This window comes from Pseudomonas sp. (assembly GCF_036404235.1).
Lineage (GTDB): Bacteria > Pseudomonadota > Gammaproteobacteria > Pseudomonadales > Pseudomonadaceae > Aquipseudomonas.
In genome coordinates, this window is the sequence record NZ_DASWOT010000004.1 from 18,717 (window position 1) to 37,496 (window position 18,780).

An 18,780-nucleotide genomic window follows, 5' to 3' on the forward strand; every position below is an offset into this window, starting at 1 on the left:
TTTATCAACCTGATGGGGAGTCAGTCCGATGATCAATGGCGTCAGCGGTAGCAGCAGTTATTCCAGCTACATCAGCACTAGCACGAGTACGACCTCGAGCAGCAACAGCAAAAAATTTGCCGACGAATTGCTGAGTAAGCTCGACACCAACGGCGATGGCAGCATCGACAAGGACGAGTTGAGCAGTGCGCTGTCGTCAGACAATAAAGACGGCATCACGGTCAGCTTGAGCAAGGCGTTCGGCGACCTGGACAGCAACGACGATGACAGCCTGAGTGCCGATGAACTGTCGGCCATGACCCCGCCGCCACCGCCGATGCAGTTGGACGCAGCTTCCGCCGCAGACGATGCGCAGAACCTGTTGAGCGCGCTGGACACCGACGGCGACGGCTCAGTCAGCAGCGATGAACTGACCACAGCCCTGAGCAGTTCCGGCAGCGACGCAGACAGCACTCAAGTATTCGATGCGCTGGACACCAACCAGGACGGCACCGTCAGCCTCGACGAGCTGACCGCCAGCCTGCAGACTCAACAACCATCGCCTCCAACGCAAGATTCAACCGAACAATTGTTCAGTTCACTGGACGCTGACGGTGATGGCGGGATCAGTGCGAGTGAACTGACGTCTGCACTGTCCTCAGGCAACGACACTCAGCAGCAGAGCACTAGCCAATCGGCCGAAGCCCTGAGTCGCATCGTCGCGGCTATCAGCGACAGCTACAACCTCACCAACAACTCGACCGCAGGCAAATACGTCAGCGTTTCTGCCTGAGCCCTCTCGCAAAAAACCGCCGCTGACATGAGTCCTGCGGCGGTTTGTTCAGTAACAGACCCTATGGGCGTGGCGACTGCGCTCGATTGCCGCCGGCCCAGTCCAGCAACAAGCTGTAAGCCACTGCCAGCAACGTCGGCCCGATAAACAAACCGATGAAACCAAACGCCAGCAAGCCGCCAAAGACACCGAGTAACACAATCACCAACGGCAGGTTACCGCCACGGCTGATCAGGTACGGTTTGAGTACGTTATCGACACCACTGACGATGAAGGTCCCCCACAGCCCGAGAAAGATCGCCATGCCGTATTCACCTTCCCAAGCCAGCCAGGCAGTGGCTGGAATCCATATCAGCGGTGGCCCCATGGGCACCAGACTGAGCAGGAACGTGCCAATCCCCAGCACCAGCGCGCCCGGCACACCCGCAATCAGGAAGCCAATCAGCGCCAGCAATGCTTGAGCGGCCGCCGTGCCGATCACCCCGTTGACTACCCGCTGCACGGTGCCGGCCACCAGATCGGCGTAATACTGCGCCCGATCACCGATCAAACGCTCCAGCAAGCTGAGCACAAACGCTGCCAGCCGCGGACCGTCGCGATAGAAAAAGAACACGAAAACGATGCTCAAGGTCAGTTCGACAATCCCGCCGCCGATCTGCGCACTGCGTGCCAACAAAAAGTTACCGACCTGGCCCAGATACGGCCGGACGTTCGCCAGCATCGCCGCGCCTTGTTGATCGATGGTGGTCCAGAACCGCACCAATCGCTCGCCCACGAACGGTACGCTGATCAACCAGGCGGGTGGGTCCGGCAGGCCATCGACCTGGACGTCTTTGACGAACAGTGTGGCATCGCGCACGTGGTCGGCAAGATTGAAACCCAGCCACACCAGCGGCGCGAGCACCAACACCGCCCAACCGAGGGTCAGAATGGCCGCAGCGAGGGACTCTCGCCCCTTGAGCCAGCGCGTCAACAGACGCATCAGCGGCCAACTGGCAAAAGCCAAAACCGCGCCCCAGAACAGCGCCGACCAGAACGGCGCCATCACCCACAAACAAGTGCCTAGCAATGCCAGGAGCAAAATCTGCACCAACAGGCGATCGTTATTGAACATGGTTCATCCAGAAGAAAAAAGATCGGTTGCCATCAGCATAACGGTCAACACCCATCCTGCCAGTGTTCATCGAGTGGCGATGGCGTACCTCATAGAGCGCCGATCAGCGAATGAGTTCGATGGCCACGCCCTTCGAATCACTGTTGCCCGCCTCCAGCCGCGCGGCGCGCACACCCTTGGCCACCAATGCTTCGCGCCACGCCTGGGCATCGCTGCCCGAGACCGTGACTCGCAGGCTGCTGTCCAGGTTCAGGCCACGAGACAGCAAGGTAATCCAGGGTTCCTGTGGTGTACCGGTAAGCATCGGCAAATCCAGCTCGCCGGTGCTCTTGAGCTGACGCAGCAATGTCGCCGAGGTCGGCAGCAATTCGCCCAATGGCGCTACAGCCTTGAACTGCTCGACATGCAGATACGCGCGACGATTGCCGCGTGTGATGCCGTACAACGCCACCAGCGTGTCGGTGTCCGGCGCGGCCAGACGCAGCAGCAAGTAGGCTTGCTGGTCATCGGCGCCATACAATTTGGCATTGCCGAAGACTTCATTGGCCCACAAGCTGCTTTCACCGCAATCGCGCGCCTGACACCAGAACAGCAACTGTGCGCCCTGCTTCTGCAATGCCTCACGGGCAGCGGTGAAGGCTTCATCGGAGGTGTGCTCAAGCGGGATCTGATAGGTGATGGCAGTGACATTACCGCGTGCATTCACCTGACCGTCAAAGCGCAACTGGCCACTGATCTTGCGAATCGAGCCCATGGGATAGACCCGCTCCAGCTCGACACTGGGTCGGTAATCGACGATTTCGGCGTCCGTCAAACGCGGCACATTGACCAGGTCCTGGCTGCCGGGCACATCATCGGCCTGGCTGAACGCGCTGAGCGCAGAAAAACAAAACATCAACCCGAGGGCACTGGATAAACGCATGGGTGCTCTCATCGGCTCGATGTCAAAAAAGGAAGGGTACGAAGCAAGCTCGTGAAGGAGCTGAATGAAATACCGGCAAGGTTGCCAGAATTGGCGGGATGTTGGTCCGTCATGGTTGTCTCCTGTCTCAACCCGCTCAGCCTCGACAGTTGCCGGTCGCAAGTCAAGGAACAGCGAAGAACCGATTGAAACAGTCTGCAACAGAGCATGCTCCCGCCTCGTCATTGAGGTGTACGTGATGCCCACCCGCAAGGTGTTTGACTTCAAAACGCAGGCTGGACAATAGCTCAGTGTTTTTCGCCAGCATGCCGTCTTCGGCGACGATCAATTGCGTTGGGCAAGCGATAGCGTCGACAAAAGCCAGCGCCTGAGCCCGAGTAAGCCGGATCGGCGAAGCCAGCGTAAGGCGACTGTCGCTGCGCCAGGTGTAACCGCCCGGCACCGGCATCAGACCGCGCTGCGCCAACAGTTGCGCAGCCTCGCGAGTGACGGCCACAACGCCTTTCATGCGCGCTTCGACGGCGCGGTCCATGTCGGTGTAGACCGGCTTGCGTTTACTCGATTGATGCAACTGCGCCTGCAACGCCTCACCCATGCGTTCAGCGACGGTTTCTGCTTCTCCCAACGGCGGAATCAGACCATCGATCAAGGCCAGCCGATTGACGCGCTGCGGCAAGGCGCCCGCGACAATCACCGAAACGATTGCCCCCAACGAGTGGCCCAGCAACGAAAACGTGTCCCAGCCCAATTGCTCTGCGACGTGCAACACGTCGAGGGCATAATCCGGCAGGCCGTAACCGGCTCCGCTCGGGCGATGACCAGAATGACCATGGCCCGCCATGTCCAGTGCAACGATGCGCAGCCCTTCGAGCTTGGGCGCCAGCCGCGCAAAGCTGTTGGCGTTGTCCAACCAGCCATGCAAGGCAATGACCGGCAGGCCATCTTCTGGACCAAAAAGATGGGCCGCCAATTCGATATGCGGCAGGCTCAGTCGGACTTCTTCAACGCAGCAGCTCATGCGCTGGCGTGCTCATGGGTCGAAAGGTCAGTGGCAGCCAGGCGGCGAGCGGCCCAACGGGAAAACAGGTTTTTGAGCATCTGTGCGGTGTCCTCTGGGTGCTCCAGCGGAAACATATGCCCGCCCGGCACTGAAAGGTACTCCCCTTCAGGCATGCTTTTCACCGAATACGCGTGATGGCGCCTCACCACTTGACTGAGTTCGCCACGCACCAGCGCCAGCGGCACTCGTAATTGGCGCGCCAGGCCGGGACTGGTGTGGGGCACACTGCGATAAATGCTGATCTCGGTGGCAGGATCGAAGCGCAGCCGCAACTGTTCGCCGTCTGCTTGCAGACCATGCGACAGATAAGCCTCGAAGCACTCAGGATCAAAACGGCGAAACAGGCTTTTACCCGAAAAATAATGCCGGGCGGCGTTGATGTCGCCGAACACTTCACGACGCCCAAGCGTACGCCCGGCCGGCGTAATGCGATCAATAAAGCCAAAGCGCTTGGCAGCGCGGATCATCCATTGATCGAAGACCGTCAGCACAGGCGAATCGAGCATCACAACGCCCCGATACAGCTGCGGACAACGCAACGCGGCGTGATAATGCAGCACGCCCCCCAATGAATGCCCAACGCCCCAGACGGGCCCAGGCTGTTGGCGCAGGTGATGAAGCAATTCGTCGACCAGATTAGGCCAGTTATCGGTAACCGGAAAACGCGGGTCATGCGCATGCTGCTCCAGATGCGTCACCTGGAAATCAGCACCGAGCGAGGCGAACAACTTGCCGTACGTTGCGCTAGGAAAGCCGTTGGCGTGAGCGAAAAACAGGTGTTGAGTCATGCCGGCGCGTCCCACTGGAACCAGATCAGGGGGCAATTGTGGGCATCTGCTGCGCGCACGGCAATGACTGGAAGTGCCATCGATGATGACACTCCGGTCATAGTCGCGAAGAAAACGCCGTCCAGGGTCAACTACCCGGCGGCTGCTCGCCGTGGGGCACGACAGCGATGGTCAACCGCGAGATGCAGCTGGTCTTGCCTTGATCGCTCGTCAGCCGAATATCCCATACATGAGTAGTACGACCGATATGCACCGGGCGGGCAACGGCAGTGACACGACCGCTGCGCAATCCGCGCAGATGGTTGGCATTGATTTCCAGGCCCACACAGAAGTATTTGCTGGTGTCGATGACCAGGTAACTGGCGGTCGAGCCAACGGTCTCGGCCAGCACCACCGAAGCACCGCCGTGCAGCAGGCCATAAGGCTGATGAGTGCGATGATCGACCACCATGCTGGCGGTCAAGGACTGGTCATCGACTGCCTCGAAGCGAATGTCGAGTACCTCGCCGATGGTGTTTTTCTGCATCGTATTCAGGGCATCGATGTTCGGAGGGGTACGCCAAATCGTCATGTTCGGTCCTTATTGTTATTAAAAATACGTCGACCATGGCCCTGCCAGACGCAAAATCGTCGGCAACCACATTGTAGGCGCGCTTGCCCGCTCTTAGAGATCACGGCAAGAAAAGCGGCGTCCGAGAACACCGCCACCATGGCCAAAGCTACTCAGGATGCCGCACACTCACCAAGCCCATCGCTGCGGCCAGAGGAAAATCCCCTTCCAGTTCGGCGAGGCTGGCGGTATGCATCGGTTGGGTCTGCTGCATATTGCCATGTATCGCAAGGCCGATCAGCGTCCCCACCAGAGGCTGATGGCTGACCAGCAATACGTCATCGCCAGCGTACAGATCCAGATTATCCAGCACTTTGCGCGGGTCGCTGTCCGGCGTCAGCCAAGAGGCCGTGATGATCGGATCATCCCGTCCCAACGCCTGACGCACGAGTTCAGCGGTCTGCTGCGCACGCACGTAGGGGCTGGCAATAATCCAGCGCAACGGCTGCCCCAACAAATACCCCGTACTGCTCAATACTTCTTCACAACCCTTGGTGGTCAGCTCTCGTTCGGCGTCACTGTGAGCTCGGCTTTGAGCCTCACCGTGACGCAGAATCCATAGCTTCATAGTTTGGGTTCCTCATCGCGCACCGGATGGGCAGCGGCAGGCACCGTGTGCGGCGCCTCCCCCTCAGGTGGCCGTGGAATCGGCCAATCGGCGAACGGCCAGGGCTTTTGCTCGGTATGGAAGGTCCCGAATCGGCCTATCTGAGCGAGAAACTGGCTCAGACTGTCTCCGAACTGCATCAGGCTCAAGCTGGGCGCCCCGTAAAACAGCCTGTAAGCCAGTTGCACCAGTACCACCACGGCCAGGACCAGCTCGGCGACCTGCCACACCACCACGAACACCACCATCCACAGAATGCGCAGCAGTATTGACTCGTTTTGCTTGAATTTTGATTCGTTCAAGAGCTTCTCCACCTGGATTTATTCAGTTGAAACCGCTGGTCGAGATGAAGTCGACGTCAGTTTTGGGTTCCGCGCGCATCAGCACTTCAATCACCTGATCGAGGGTACGACCTTCGAACAGAATCGCATGCAGACCCGCGACCAGCGGCATATAGACGTTCAGTTCCTGAGCCTTGGCTTTTAGCACTTTGAGCGTGTTGACGCCCTCTGCAACCTCCCCCAAACGAGTCACCGCCTCATCCAGGCTTAGCCCCTGGCCCAGCGCAAAACCCACTTGATAGTTGCGGCTCTTGGGCGAGGAACACGTGACGATCAGATCGCCCACGCCCGCAAGACCAAGAAACGTCATCGGGTTGGCCCCCTGACTCACCGCAAACCGGGTCATCTCAGCCAAGGCACGGGTGATCAGCATACTTTTAGTGTTCTCCCCCATGCCCAGCGCCACGGCCATCCCGGAGATGATGGCGTAGACGTTTTTCAGCGCCCCACCCAACTCAACACCGAAGCGGTCGGCACTGGCGTAAACACGAAAGGTGCGGCCATGCAGCGCGGTCTGAACCTGTTGGCAGAGGTCTTCGTCTTCGCTCGCAACCACCGTGGCGGTCAATGCATGCTCGGCGATTTCACGTGCCAAATTAGGGCCGGATAACACACCGATACGCGCTTGCGGGGCAATCTCTTCGAGGATTTCGCTCATCAGCTTGAAAGTGTGCGCTTCAATACCTTTGGTCAAGCTGACCAACATCTTGCCAGCCAATAGCTCGACATACGGGGTGAGCACTGTACGCAAGGCGCTGGACGGCAATGCAACGAAGATCAGCGCACAGTTTTCAAGCGTGGCTTTTAGATCCGTGACAGGTTCGACCAAATCAAGGACCTTGATGCCTTTTAAATAGCGCGGATTTTCACGGTTGACGCGAATCGCCTCGGCCTGCTCGGGATCACGCATCCATTGAACGACCCGGTGGCCGTTTTCCGCCAACAAGTTGGACACGGCCGTACCGAAGCTGCCGCCGCCAAGGACTGCGATAGGTTGCTGTCGGGTCATAACACAATCCATTTAGAGCCATCACGTCTGGCGATGGCAGCATTATACGGAGCGCCACGGTGGCGACCAGCGGCAAACGTGCTGCAGCAGGCATCTAGCCCAAACCCTACAGTCGGCGAGGAAAACAGCTACGGCTCGATTAAGATGCGCTGGCCCGAGGAAAATTCCTATTTTTTACAAGGCTCTGTTGCCGCTTGGTTGTGGCTCACAACGAAACGTCAACAGCCCCTAATGAGCTATCGTTACAGCGCCGCCTGATGAGATTCGATTCAATGACACGGACTTACACCTCTATCTGGCCTAAATTGCCCATGATGTGGTCAATGTTCGACGGAAAACCACGATGATCCTGCGGCGCAGCTGGAGCATCAGCACCCGAACGCAAATTCTCAGCCTCGGACCAGCCCTGCTGCTGACCTTGCTATTGATCAGCTTCTTTACCGTGGTGCGCATTCAAGACCTGCGTCAAGAGCTCAATCACACCGGCCAGCTCATCGCCAACCAACTGGCCCCGGCCTCCGAATACGGCGTGATCGCCGGTAACAACGACGTGCTCTATAACTTGATGAAAGCCACGATGGCGACCCCTCATGTGCAGTTTCTCCAAGTGCAGAACGCCGGTGGACAGGTGCTGGTACATCTCGAACGCACTAACGATAAAAATGCCCCGCCACGACAGATCGAAGTGTTCCAGTCACCCATCCGTTTGCAGCGGACCAAGCTGGATAGGGTCATGACTCCGAGTGCCAGTGAGGCCAGCACGGCCACCGAGGATTACCTGGGCCGGGTATTGGTTGGGATGTCGGGCGAAGCCTTCAATCAACGCGAGCAGGAAATCCTCTTCAAAGCCGGCATCCTTGCGCTTTTCGCGTTGCTGTTCACCTATATTCTGGCTCGCGGCCTGGCAATGAGCCTGTCGCAGCCGATCAGCGCCATGAGCAACGCAGTCAAGGCGATCCAGCACGGCGACTACACCACGCCGCTGCCCGTTGCCGACGATGCCGAGCTGGGCGACCTGGCCCGCCATATCAACAACCTCGCCATGGGCCTGGAAAAAGCCAGTCACGAACAGAAAAAAGCCATGGCCGAGCTGATCAGAACCCGCGAAGAAGCCGAGCGCGCCAACAGCGCCAAATCGGAATTCCTGGCAATGATGAGCCATGAGTTGCGCACACCCATGAATGGCGTGCTGGGCATGCTGCAACTGATGGAAACCACGAGGCTGACTGAGGAACAGGCGGAATATTCAGCACTCGCCACCGAATCCACTGAACACCTGCTGCGAGTCATCAACGATATTCTCGACTTCTCGCGTTTCGAACGGGACGCACTTGAGCTGGAAAACATCGCGTTCAACCTCGCGGACCTGATCGCTACATCGGTCCACGCGTTTGCCCATAACGCGCTGCAACGCGGCCTGGCGCTGGAGTTGCACGTGCAACCGGGCCTTGATCTGTTGCGAGTCCAGGGCGATCCAACACGGATTCGGCAGGTGCTGGTAAACCTGATTGGCAATGCCCTCAAGTTCACGGAGTTCGGCAGTGTGCGCATTGAAACGGCATGGACCCAGCCGGACGCCCAACACATCATGTTCACGTGTGCGGTGCGCGATAGCGGCATAGGTATCTCGCCAGATCTGCTCGAATCGATGTTCGATGCATTTCAACAGGCCGACAATTCGATATCCCGACGTTACGGCGGCACCGGCCTTGGGTTGCCCATTGCGCGCAATCTGGCTGAGCGGATGGGAGGCTCCTTGTCTGCCGAAAGCGATGAGGGCCTGGGCTCGGTTTTCACCTTGCAGATCCCCCTGCAATTGGTTCAACAGGACCAAGCAGTGGCCGAACAACGGGTGACCAGCGATCCACAGGAAACTCGCGAGGGCCGTGCCCTGTTGGTGGAGGACAACCCGGTCAACCGCACGGTCATTGAGGCCATGCTGCGTAGCCTGGGGCTGGACGTTAGCGTGGCCGGGGATGGTGCACAGGCGGTCAGCATGGCGAGCCAGGAAAAATTCGCACTGATACTGATGGATTGTCGACTGCCGGTCATGGACGGGTATGAAGCGACGCGACGCATTCGCGCTCTGCCAGGGCTTGAGTCGCTGCCCATCATCGCGCTGACGGCCAATGCACGGCATGGCGATCGTGATCTCTGCTTGCAGGCTGGAATGAACGATTACTTGGCCAAGCCGTTCAAACGTACTGATTTACAGCAGGTTTTACAGCGTTGGCTGACCTTTAAGGCATCTGCGACTGGCGATAAATGCTAAATTGCGGCAGTCTTGTCTACCAACTCGTCCCGTGGGAACGCGTGGACGAGAAATTTCAGTGCACAGGTGTACATTCATTTCACCCGTGCTGTGACTTTCACTACAACGAAATAGTCTATGAGTAGGCTACCGGCACAGATCAGGGTGCGTAAAAGCGTAGCTACTACACACCCTGGGATGACCTGCTGGTCAGATTGGGTAAATATCGCCGCACCCTGCCGCACAGGATTATCGAGGAGCTCGCATGACCAAACAAAACGCCTTTACCCGGGAAGACCTGCTGCGCTGCAGTCGCGGCGAGCTGTTTGGCCCAGGTAATGCGCAACTGCCCGCCCCTAACATGCTGATGGTTGATCGCATCGTTCATATCAGCGAAGAAGGCGGCAAGTTCGGCAAAGGTGAATTGGTCGCCGAACTGGATATCGCTTCGGACCTGTGGTTTTTTGGCTGTCACTTTGAAGGTGACCCGGTGATGCCAGGTTGCCTTGGCCTGGATGCCATGTGGCAGTTGGTCGGCTTTTTCCTGGGCTGGCAAGGCCTGCCGGGCCGCGGCCGTGCCCTTGGCTCCGGTGAGGTAAAGTTCTTCGGCCAGGTCCTGCCGACCGCCAAGAAAGTCACCTACAACATTCACATCAAGCGTGTCCTGCGCGGCAAGCTCAACCTGGCCATCGCCGATGGTTCGGTCAGCGTCGATGGCCGCGAGATCTACACTGCCGAAGGCCTTCGAGTCGGCGTGTTCACTTCCACTGAAAATTTCTAAGGGTATTCGCATGCGCCGCGTCGTTATCACTGGTCTGGGCATTGTTTCCTGCTTGGGCAATGACAAAGACACCGTTTCCGCCAACCTGCGTGCAAGCCGCCCTGGCATCCGTTTCAATCCGGACTATGCCGAAATGGGTCTGCGCAGTCAGGTATCCGGCTCCATCGACCTCAATCTTGAAGAATTGATCGATCGCAAGATCTATCGCTTCGTCGGTCATGCTGCGGCCTACGCCTATCTGGCGATGAAAGATGCCGTCACCGACTCCGGTCTGACCGAAGAGCAGGTTTCCAACCCGCGTACTGGCCTGATCGCAGGCTCGGGCGGCGCTTCGACGCTGAACCAGATGGAAGCGCTGGACATCCTGCGCGAAAAAGGCGTCAAGCGCGTCGGTCCATACCGCGTGACCCGCACCATGAGCAGCACCGTATCGGCCTGCCTGGCAACGCCGTTCAAAATCAAAGGCCTGAACTACTCCATCGCGTCTGCCTGTGCCACCAGTGCTCACTGCATTGGTAACGCCATGGAACAGATTCAGATGGGCAAGCAGGACGTGGTTTTCGCCGGCGGTGGTGAAGAAGAACACTGGAGCCAATCGTTCCTGTTCGATGCCATGGGCGCACTGTCCAGCCAGTACAACGAAACCCCGGAAAAGGCCTCCCGCGCCTACGACGCCAAGCGTGACGGTTTCGTCATCGCCGGTGGTGGCGGCATGGTCGTGGTAGAGGAGCTGGAACACGCTCTGGCCCGTGGCGCTAAAATCTATGCGGAGCTGGTCGGCTACGGCGCGACCTCCGATGGCTATGACATGGTTGCGCCAAGTGGTGAAGGCGCCATTCGCTGCATGCGGCAGGCGTTGTCCACCGTCGAAGGCCCGATCGACTACCTGAACACCCACGGGACTTCCACGCCTGTCGGCGACGTCAAGGAAATGGAAGGCGTGCGCGAAGTGTTCGCCGGTAATGCGCCAGCGATCAGTTCCACCAAGAGCCTGTCCGGTCACTCACTGGGCGCCGCCGGCGTTCACGAAGCGATCTATTGCATACTCATGATGGAAGGCAACTTCATGGCAGGCTCCGCGAACATCGAGGAGCTGGACCCAGCGGTCGCCGATATGCCAATCCTGACCAAGACCCGTGAAAATGTCGAAATCAACCAAGTGATGAGCAACAGCTTCGGCTTCGGTGGCACCAACGCTACCCTGGTGCTGAAACGCTGGACTGGTAAGTAATACGAGCAGTTGCTGCACATGAACAGGCGCCTTGCGGGGCGCCTTTTTTGTGCCTGGAGGAACGCCGCCGATGGAAGTGCTTACCCGCGATGGCAATGCGTCAGGCGATGAAACCCTATCGATACCCGCAATAGCACAGACGATCCATATACGACGGTTTATGCTGTGTAATCTGCCGCTCGACCCACGAGACGATGCCTATGTTGACGATCAAACCCCGCGCTGAAGAGGTTGAAGGCCAACCGATTTTGCGCCCCTTGCCCGCCGCTCAATGCCGCAGTGTTGGGCCATTTGTGTTCTTCGACCACATGCTGGAAACCGACTATCGTCCGGGGACCGGCATGAACATTCGCCAGCACCCACATATTGGCCTGTCGACCCTGACCTATTTGTTTGAAGGACAAATCCAGCACAAGGACAGCCTGGGCAGCGATCAGCGTGTGCTGCAAGGAGAGGTCAGCTGGATGACCGCAGGCCGGGCCATTGCACACATCGAGCGCACGCCTGACGACTTGCGCAGCAACGGCTCCCGGCTGCATGGGTTGCAAGTCTGGCTGGCGTCACCCAAATCCCATGAACAAGGCGACGGTCATTACAGCCATCACCTCGCCGATAGCCTGCCGATCAGCGACAACATGGGCATCCGTATCCGCATGATCGCTGGCAGTGGTTTTTGCCTGACCTCCCCCGTTCCGGTGCTGTCACCGACGCTGTACGCCGAAATCAACATGCAAAACGCCACCACGCTGCTGATCCCCAACGAACATGCAGAGCGCGCGCTGTATGTCATAGCGGGCGAGATGCGGCTCGACGGCGAACCTGTCCAGCCCCGCAGCCTGGTGGTGCTTACCCCTGGAGATGAACCGACCTTGTGCGCAGAAAGCGAGTGCCATGCCGTGTTGATCGGCGGAGCCGCATTGGACGGACCTAGACGAATGAACTGGAATTTCGTCGCCAGTGATCCGGCATTGATCGATCAGGCCAGGGCACGCTGGGCAGCCGGGGATTGGCCGACGGTGCCGGGGGAAGTGGAGCGCATTGAGTTGCCAGCCAGCCCGAAAGCCAAGCCGCAGCCTCTGTGATTTGGCGATAACCCTATGGAGCGAGCTTGCTCGCGAAGCGATATGCAAACGACGAAAATTTGTCGAATGCACCGGCATCTTCGCGAACAAGTTCGCTCCTACCGAGTGGTGTATTTACTGGGTGAACACTTCATCCAACAAGTTGTACATCGACTGAAACGCCCGGTCCGAGACCTTTTTGTTGTACACCTGCGTGCCGGGATTGTTGGCGTGCGGGTCAGTGAACGAATGGTACGCGCCGCCATAGCTCAGCAGCTGCCAGTCCACACCAGCGGCGTTCATCTCGCTCTCGAACGCCGGCAATTGCTCTTTGGGCACCAAGGGATCGGATGCGCCATGCATGACCAGCACCGCACCCTTGATGTGTTTGCCACCCGCAGGATTAGTCGTGTCCAGCGTGCCGTGGAACGACACGGCAGCCTTCAACGGCGCACCAGTACGCGCTAATTCCAGCGAGCAGCAACCACCAAAGCAAAAGCCAAAGGTAGCCAGTTTGCCAGCATCTACCGCCGCGTCGCTTTGCTGGACCAACTGATCCAGCGCGGCTTGCATGCGCTTGTTCAGCAAAGCCCGATCATTTCTTAGCGGCATCATGGCGGCAGCCGCTTCGTCACCATTTTGAGGACGCACCTGCTGGCCATAAAGGTCTGCAAGCAACACGACAAAACCATGCGCTGCTACGTCTTTAGCAATCTGCTCAGCGCTTTCACTGACGCCCATCCAGTTGGGTGCCATCACCAAGCCCGGGCTCGCCGCTGCCCCCTCAGTGAACGCCAGACGGCTTTCATAACTCTGACCATCGATCTGATACACCACGGAACGAACAGTAACGTTGCTCATTGCTGACTCCTGGGTTGAGAAGGGACTACCACAAATGACAAAACCCGCCGAAGCGGGTTTTGCATTCACCGAATGTTAAACCGACAATTCAACCAATAACTTGTTCAAACGGCGCACATAAGCAGCCGGATCTTTCAAGCTATCGCCTGCCGCCAGTGCAGCCTGGTCGAACAGGATGTGCGACAGGTCGTCGAAACGCTCTTCGTTCTGCTCGTTATCCAGCTTGCCGATAAGCGGGTGAGCCGGATTGAACTCGAAGATCGGCTTCGAATCCGGCACTTTCTGACCGCTGGCTTCGAGGATCTGACGCATCTGCAGACCCAGGTCCTGATCGCCGATGGCCAGAATCGCCGGTGAGTCGGTCAGACGGTGAGAAACCCGTACTTCACTGACAGCTTCACCCAAGGCGGTCTTCAGGCGCTCGATCAGCCCCTCTTTGTCCTTGGCGATTTCTTCCTGAGCCTTCTTGTCCTCTTCGGAGTCAAGCTTGCCCAAGTCCAGATCGCCGCGCGCCACATCAACAAACCCTTTGCCGTCGAAATCGTTGAGGTAGCTCATCAGCCACTCATCGATGCGGTCGGTCAACAACAGCACTTCAATGCCTTTTTTGCGGAAGACTTCGAGGTGCGGGCTGTTCTTGACTTGCGCGTAGCTTTCGCCGGTGAGGTAGTAAATCTTGTCCTGACCTTCTTTGGCACGCGCCAGATATTCGGCCAGAGAAACGCTCTGCTCGCCGTCTTCGCTGGAGGTTGATGCAAAGCGCAGCAGGCCGGCGATTTTTTCCTTGTTGGCGAAATCCTCAGCCGGGCCTTCTTTCAAGACCTGACCGAAGTTTTTCCAGAAGCCCTTGTATTGCTCAGGCTCGTTCTTCGCCAGCTTCTCCAACATGTCCAATACGCGCTTGGTCAGCGCCGACTTCATGGAGTCAATGATCGGGTCTTTCTGCAGGATTTCGCGGGACACGTTCAACGACAGATCGTTGGAGTCCACCACGCCCTTGATGAAGCGCAGGTACAACGGCAGGAACGACTCGGCCTGATCCATGACGAACACGCGCTGGACGTACAGCTTCAGACCGCGCGGTGCTTCGCGTTGGTACAGATCGAACGGTGCGCGAGCCGGTACGTACAGCAACGAGTTGTATTCCAGCTTGCCTTCGACCTTGTTATGGCTCCAGCTCAGCGGGTTCTCGAAATCGTGGGCAACGTGTTTGTAGAATTCCTGGTATTCCTCGTCCGTGACTTCAGCGCGTGGACGGGTCCAGAGGGCGCTGGCACGGTTGACGGTTTCCCATTCAACAGCCGGCGCTTCTTCGCCTTCAGCAGCAACCTGTTGCTTGGGCAGCTCGATCGGCAAAGCGATGTGATCAGAGTATTTCTTGATGATGTTACGCAGGCGGTAACCATCGGCGAACTCGCTCTCACCCGACTTCAAGTGCAAGACAATGCGTGTACCACGGTCGGCTTTCTCGACAGTCGCGATTTCGAAATCGCCTTCGCCCTTGGACGACCAATGCACGCCTTCGCTGGCAGAGAGGCCAGCACGGCGACTGAAGACGTCAACCTTGTCGGCAACGATGAATGCCGAATAGAACCCGACGCCAAACTGGCCGATCAGGTGCGAGTCTTTCTTCTGGTCACCCGTCAGGTGCTTCATGAAATCAGCAGTGCCGGATTTTGCGATCGTCCCCAAGTGGGTGACTGCATCTTCCCGGCTCATGCCGATACCGTTGTCTTCGAGGGTGACGGTGTTGGCGTCCTTGTCGAAGCTCACCCGGATTTTCAGCTCTGCGCCGCCTTCGAGCAGGTCCGGTTTGGACAAGGCTTCGAAGCGCAATTTGTCGACAGCGTCAGAGGCGTTCGAGATCAATTCGCGGAGAAAAATCTCCTTGTTCGAATACAGCGAATGGATCATGAGGTGAAGCAGTTGCTTTACCTCGGTCTGGAAGCCCAGGGTTTCCTTTTGAGTTTCCACACTCATGGTCATCAAACTCCAATTAGATGGCATAAGCCGCCGGTACAGGTTGGGCCTGCGCCTGGCGGCGGGTTGTCATCAAGGTGGGGGCTGGGTCGAGGATTTCAAGAGCCGTAATAGGCCGATTGTTGAATCTTCGATGGCTGCTTGCTCATCTGGCAATAACAACGGCCACCGGTTAGAGCCAAACCGTTTAACGCGCAAGGCAGACTAACCCATCATAAAGAGGGCCGAAGACGTTATTTATTTCCTTCGGCGAAACATGGAACTTAATTTATCGGACTGCGTTCGAAAGGCCCGTAGATATTCAATAAGGAGAAACACCCATGCGTAAATCTTTAGCTATTGCCCTCATGCTCTCTGCCACCCTTGGTCTTGCTGCGTGCGATAAAAAATCCGAGGATAAACAGGAAGATGCCAACAAAGCAGCACAACAGTCCCAGGAGTCAATGCAAAAAGCTCAGGACAAAGTGAACGACGCAGCCAAAGAAAGTCAGGAAGCGGCTCAGAAAAATGCCGAAGCTGCGCAAGAGCGCGCTAAAGAAGCGAACGAGCAAGCACCTGCACCAACTAAGCCATAAGCTCGTAAGTTTCAAAACAATAAAGCCCGCGTCCGCGGGCTTTATTAGTTTCAACGAAGGGTCGATTGGGCACTGTTATTCAACACGCCCTCCCCTCAAGCCAGCGCTTGGCTGCGCTTGCCCAATAGTCGGTCCACCACAAACGCGCAGAACAAGGTAATCAACGCGGGTACCAGCCACGCCAGCCCTTGCTCACTGAGCGGCAGATGAGCGAATGTCGCTGGCAGGTAGTCACCCAAACCTGCGCCCTTACACGCATCGACCATCCCAAACAGCAGCGATACCAGCATCACGGGCGCCACGACCCGGCCTTGCAAATACCAGAAATCCTTGCAGAAACTCAACGCCACCAGCGCAATGCACGGCGGGTAAATGGCTGTCAGCACAGGGATCGAGAACTGGATCAGATTGGTCAGCCCCAGGTTGGAGACCAACAGCGAGAACGCCGCCAGCACGATCACCAATGTCTTGTAGGACAGCGGCAGTACACGGCTGAAATATTCGGCACAGGCGCACGTCAGGCCCACCGCAGTGACCAGACACGCCAGGGAAATCAAAACGGCCAGAAAGCCACTGCCCAACGAACCAAAGGTATGTTGCACGTAGGCATGCAACACGGCCGCGCCATTGCTGGCACCTGCAGCCACGGCGTGACTCCCGGCACCCAGACGGAAAAGGCTGATGTACACCAGCGCCAGACCGAGGCCCGCGATAAGTCCGGCAATGATGGCGTAACGGGTGATTAGCCGAGGAGATTCAATGCCGCGCGAGCGAATCGCGTTGACGATGACGATGCCAAAAACCAGGGCACCCAAGGTGTCCATGGTCAGATAACCGTTGATGAAGCCCTGTGAAAACGGCGCCGCAACGTAGGCAGGCTCAGCCACACCGATATCGCCTGCGGGCAACGCAAAGGCAGCAATACCCAGGACCGCCAACGCAATGATTTTCAGCGGCGCAAGAAAGCGCCCGACCGTGTCGAGCAAACGTCCCGGATACAGTGACACCCAAAACACCAGCAGGAAATAAACCAGGCTGTAGAGAAACAGGGCAAGCGGGCTTTCGCCAGTCAAGGGTGCAAGGCCCACCTCGAACGAGACAGTGGCAGTGCGCGGCGTGGCAAACAACGGACCCACCGCAAGATAGGCCACCGCTGCGAGCACGCCGCCCGCGACCTTGCCAATGGGGCTGCTCAACGCATCCATCGCGCCACCGACCTTGGCCAGCGCAATGACGGTCACGACGGGAAGACCTACTGCCGTAACCAAAAAGCCCAGGGCAGCCACCCACACATGCGGTCCGGCCTGCAAGCCAACGATAGGAGGGAAAATGATATTGCCAGCGCCTACAAATAACGCGAACGTCATGAAACCCAGTGCCAGGATGTCCTGACCTTTCAACACTTTCATCAAAGAAACCACACGGCTAAATCGGAATTTAAGAAGAGGATTTCCCCGTGGATGAGGGAAATGCCGCCGGCCCTTTTAGGGCTGACTCGCTACGCATTGCGAACCCTTGTGGGACCGGCGGCGCAAAATGGCGGCCATCCTACCTTAATTAACGCCCCCTTACAGGGCGTAGCGACCGATTCATGCACGTTCGTGTCGCATTGACGTTATCCCATGCAATTTGCTGCTGATCTATGTACCCGTTGCTGTCGTGGCTACTTCGGACAACCTTCCTGCCGACACGCCACGTACTTTTTGAGCTGCTCGACTCGTACTTTGGTCTGCTCCGCCAGGCAGTTGGTCTGCAATAACGGCCAGATCGAGCCCGAATCCGCGCGTTTCCCTACCTGATACAGACAATCGGCATCGCGCAAGGCAATCCACTTTTTCTGTGCGTCCTGTAAGGCCTGTTTGCGCGCCGGGGTCTTCAGGTAATTCATTTGCGCCTTGTATTGCTGGTTCAAATCAGCATCCAGCGTCGCCAGCTCTTTGGCCGCGCACTGGTTCATGGCTGCCTGATTGGCGTCGCAATCTTCGGCATTTGCCGAAGCCGAACAGCCGATGCCCAATGCCATGAACATCCCGACCGCTATCATCCCGTATCGCATGGTAAGGCTCCTGAGTTGATTGATCGTCCAGTCTGAGCCAAACGACCGCGCAGACTAATGCAAGTCTGGCTCAGGTATGCTCCCGGACAACATTCAGACATAAAAAAACCGGCCGCTGCATTAGGACCGGTTTTTTATTTTCCATCGCCCCATCAATCCAGCATGCCCACGTAACCCGGCTGCTCTTTCACCCGTGCCAGCCACTGCACAATCGCCGGAAACTGCCCGAGGTCGAAGCCGCCTTGATGAGCGACATGGGTGTAGGCGTATAGCGCGATATCTGCGATGGAGAACTGATCGCCTACCAGAAACGGCGTACGAATCAGCTGTTGCTCCATGACTTTCAGCGCCTTGTAACCCAGCTTGTGCATCGCTTTGTATTCCTCGAGGCGCTCTTGCGGCATGCCGAGGTAGAACTGAATGAAGCGCGCAACGGCGATGCTCGGCTCGTGGCTGTATTGCTCAAAGAACTGCCACTGCAACATCTGCGTGCGCAAACGCGGCTCGCTCAGCAGATACGGCGTGCCTTCGGCCAGAAAATTCAGGATGGCATTGGATTCCCAGAGAAAGGTGCCGTCCTCCAATTCCAGGACCGGGATCTTGCCGTTGGGATTCTTCGCCAGAAAGGCTTCAGTCTGGGTTTCGCCCTTGAGGATATCCACCGCAATCCATTGATACTCGATGCCCAACAGGTTGAGCATCAGTTTGATCTTGTAGCAGTTGCCCGAATTGTAATCACCGTAGACCTTGTACATCCCTTC

Annotated in this window: 18 protein-coding genes and 2 pseudogenes; 7 read left to right on the top strand and 13 right to left on the bottom strand. The window is 57.6% G+C overall.

The window, feature by feature from the left end; all coding sequences use genetic code 11:
• The first annotated feature begins 28 nt into the window (after nt 1–28).
• Nucleotides 29–772, top strand: coding sequence for a XopAW family type III secretion system calcium-binding effector (gene xopAW / locus VGC62_RS00440; RefSeq protein ID WP_331185131.1), 744 nt, complete (start codon nt 29–31; stop codon nt 770–772).
• A gap of 61 nt (nt 773–833) precedes the next feature.
• Here the strand turns inward: xopAW and VGC62_RS00445 are convergent, their stop codons facing one another.
• From VGC62_RS00445 to VGC62_RS00480, 8 genes are all read right to left on the bottom strand, one after another.
• Nucleotides 834–1,886, bottom strand: coding sequence for an AI-2E family transporter (locus VGC62_RS00445; RefSeq protein ID WP_331185132.1), 1,053 nt, complete (start codon nt 1,884–1,886; stop codon nt 834–836).
• 103 nt (nt 1,887–1,989) lie between these two features.
• A complete protein-coding gene (locus tag VGC62_RS00450; protein ID WP_414705720.1) occupies nt 1,990–2,820 on the bottom strand; it encodes a DUF4892 domain-containing protein in 831 nt (276 codons plus the stop codon).
• 151 nt (nt 2,821–2,971) lie between these two features.
• A complete protein-coding gene (locus VGC62_RS00455; RefSeq protein ID WP_331185133.1) occupies nt 2,972–3,826 on the bottom strand; it encodes an alpha/beta fold hydrolase in 855 nt (284 codons plus the stop codon).
• Nucleotides 3,823–4,656 carry an alpha/beta hydrolase gene (locus tag VGC62_RS00460; RefSeq protein WP_331185134.1) on the bottom strand — a complete coding sequence of 278 codons (834 nt, stop codon included), beginning with the start codon at nt 4,654–4,656 and terminating at the stop codon, nt 3,823–3,825. The genes VGC62_RS00455 and VGC62_RS00460 overlap by 4 nt, the downstream gene beginning before the upstream one ends.
• A gap of 127 nt (nt 4,657–4,783) precedes the next feature.
• Complete coding sequence (locus VGC62_RS00465) at nt 4,784–5,227, bottom strand: hotdog fold thioesterase (protein WP_331185135.1); 444 nt, start codon at nt 5,225–5,227, stop codon at nt 4,784–4,786.
• 148 nt (nt 5,228–5,375) lie between these two features.
• Nucleotides 5,376–5,834, bottom strand: coding sequence for a phosphohistidine phosphatase SixA (gene sixA, locus VGC62_RS00470; protein WP_331185136.1), 459 nt, complete (start codon nt 5,832–5,834; stop codon nt 5,376–5,378).
• Entirely contained in the window at nt 5,831–6,175 is a 345-nt protein-coding gene (locus tag VGC62_RS00475; protein WP_331185137.1) for a DUF4389 domain-containing protein, read from the bottom strand. Before VGC62_RS00475 ends, sixA begins: the two co-directional genes overlap by 4 nt.
• Before the next feature lie 22 nt (nt 6,176–6,197).
• On the bottom strand, nt 6,198–7,223 hold the full coding sequence (locus tag VGC62_RS00480; RefSeq protein WP_331185138.1) for an NAD(P)H-dependent glycerol-3-phosphate dehydrogenase: 1,026 nt from the start codon (nt 7,221–7,223) through the stop codon (nt 6,198–6,200).
• A gap of 343 nt (nt 7,224–7,566) precedes the next feature.
• Here VGC62_RS00480 and VGC62_RS27550 point away from each other — a divergent pair.
• The 5 genes and pseudogenes from VGC62_RS27550 to VGC62_RS00500 form a co-directional block, all read left to right on the top strand.
• Nucleotides 7,567–7,837, top strand: a pseudogene (locus tag VGC62_RS27550) (hybrid sensor histidine kinase/response regulator); the annotation flags it as partial.
• A 68-nt stretch (nt 7,838–7,905) separates the two neighbouring features.
• Nucleotides 7,906–9,495, top strand: a pseudogene (locus tag VGC62_RS00485) (response regulator); the annotation flags it as partial.
• 244 nt (nt 9,496–9,739) lie between these two features.
• Nucleotides 9,740–10,255 (top strand): 3-hydroxyacyl-[acyl-carrier-protein] dehydratase FabA, encoded by a 516-nt coding sequence (gene fabA / locus VGC62_RS00490; RefSeq protein ID WP_331185140.1) that lies wholly within the window; start codon nt 9,740–9,742, stop codon nt 10,253–10,255.
• Between the two features lie 10 nt (nt 10,256–10,265).
• On the top strand, nt 10,266–11,486 hold the full coding sequence (gene fabB / locus VGC62_RS00495) for a beta-ketoacyl-ACP synthase I (RefSeq protein ID WP_331185141.1): 1,221 nt from the start codon (nt 10,266–10,268) through the stop codon (nt 11,484–11,486).
• Between the two features lie 200 nt (nt 11,487–11,686).
• A complete protein-coding gene (locus VGC62_RS00500) occupies nt 11,687–12,568 on the top strand; it encodes a pirin family protein (RefSeq protein ID WP_414705721.1) in 882 nt (293 codons plus the stop codon).
• A 114-nt stretch (nt 12,569–12,682) separates the two neighbouring features.
• Here the strand turns inward: VGC62_RS00500 and VGC62_RS00505 are convergent, their stop codons facing one another.
• Nucleotides 12,683–13,408, bottom strand: coding sequence for a dienelactone hydrolase family protein (locus VGC62_RS00505; RefSeq protein ID WP_331185143.1), 726 nt, complete (start codon nt 13,406–13,408; stop codon nt 12,683–12,685).
• 75 nt (nt 13,409–13,483) lie between these two features.
• Nucleotides 13,484–15,388, bottom strand: a complete 1,905-nt coding sequence (gene htpG / locus VGC62_RS00510; RefSeq protein ID WP_331185144.1) for a molecular chaperone HtpG — start codon at nt 15,386–15,388, stop codon at nt 13,484–13,486.
• Nucleotides 15,389–15,708: 320 nt separating this feature from the next.
• On the opposite strand from htpG, the gene VGC62_RS00515 reads away from it, so the two are divergent.
• Nucleotides 15,709–15,963, top strand: coding sequence for a hypothetical protein (locus tag VGC62_RS00515; protein WP_331185145.1), 255 nt, complete (start codon nt 15,709–15,711; stop codon nt 15,961–15,963).
• Nucleotides 15,964–16,058: 95 nt separating this feature from the next.
• Here the strand turns inward: VGC62_RS00515 and brnQ are convergent, their stop codons facing one another.
• The 3 genes from brnQ to VGC62_RS00530 form a co-directional block, all read right to left on the bottom strand.
• On the bottom strand, nt 16,059–17,372 hold the full coding sequence (brnQ, locus tag VGC62_RS00520) for a branched-chain amino acid transport system II carrier protein (protein ID WP_331185146.1): 1,314 nt from the start codon (nt 17,370–17,372) through the stop codon (nt 16,059–16,061).
• Between the two features lie 254 nt (nt 17,373–17,626).
• Entirely contained in the window at nt 17,627–18,019 is a 393-nt protein-coding gene (locus VGC62_RS00525; protein ID WP_331185147.1) for a lysozyme inhibitor LprI family protein, read from the bottom strand.
• A 152-nt stretch (nt 18,020–18,171) separates the two neighbouring features.
• Nucleotides 18,172–18,774, bottom strand: coding sequence for a glutathione S-transferase family protein (locus tag VGC62_RS00530; RefSeq protein WP_331185148.1), 603 nt, complete (start codon nt 18,772–18,774; stop codon nt 18,172–18,174).
• Nucleotides 18,775–18,780: the final 6 nt, after the last annotated feature.